Raw genomic sequence first — 755 nt, forward strand, 5'->3', positions numbered from 1 at the left:
CGGAATGGCGGTACCAACTCGCCGGACCAGCAGTACCGACAAGCCCTATCTGCCACCGAGCACGAGAAGTCGGAGTTGATCACTCTGCCCGAGGCGCGGTGGCAGCCGGTGACGTAGAGAAAGTCGAAGGTCAACAGGGATTACCACGTGGAGGTCGCCACGGTGAAGTACTCGGTGCCCTACACGTTCGCCGGACAGCACGTCGATGTGAAGATCACCGGTCCCACGCTCACGGTCATGGCGGGCGGGGAGGTCATCGCCTCCCATGCCGTCTCCGGTAGGCGGCACGCCTTCGTCACGGACCCTGACCACGTGCCCGCGCAGCATCTGCAGTCATCGGACCTGTGGTCGCGGGCGTATTTCGTGCGCCAGGCCCACAAGATCGGACCGCACACCGTGGCCGCGATCAGTGAGGTCCTGGATCGTCAGCGGATCGAGGCTCAGGGCTACCGTTCGTGCCAGAACATCCCCGCCCTGGCCCGCGGGGACAACAAGATGCTGCTCGAGCGGGCCTGTGGCCAACTCGTCTCCGAGACCTCACGCCGGGCGATCAGCTACACCGCCGTCAAGCAGCTGAATATTCGTCGCACTGGGGTCCACCGGTATTGCCTTCGGGGGCCAGTGGCCGGTATCGCGAATATTGCGCTTGGGGGCCAGGAGTAGCGCCCGTGGGGGCCACCCGCTTCTAGGCTCCTTCCGCCGCGTGTATAGGGCGCGCGGCGGAAGGAGCAATCCGTGATGGTACGGAAGATCAG

1 pseudogene is annotated in these 755 nt (G+C 64.9%); it reads left to right on the forward strand.

Annotated elements, in window-relative coordinates:
- Nucleotides 1–135: 135 nt before the first annotated feature.
- Nucleotides 136–663, forward strand: a pseudogene (locus KHA85_RS16475) (Mu transposase domain-containing protein); the annotation flags it as partial.
- Nucleotides 664–755 lie beyond the last annotated feature (92 nt).

It is taken from the genome of Dietzia massiliensis, from assembly GCF_018390595.1.
In the GTDB taxonomy this organism is placed as follows: domain Bacteria; phylum Actinomycetota; class Actinomycetes; order Mycobacteriales; family Mycobacteriaceae; genus Dietzia; species Dietzia massiliensis.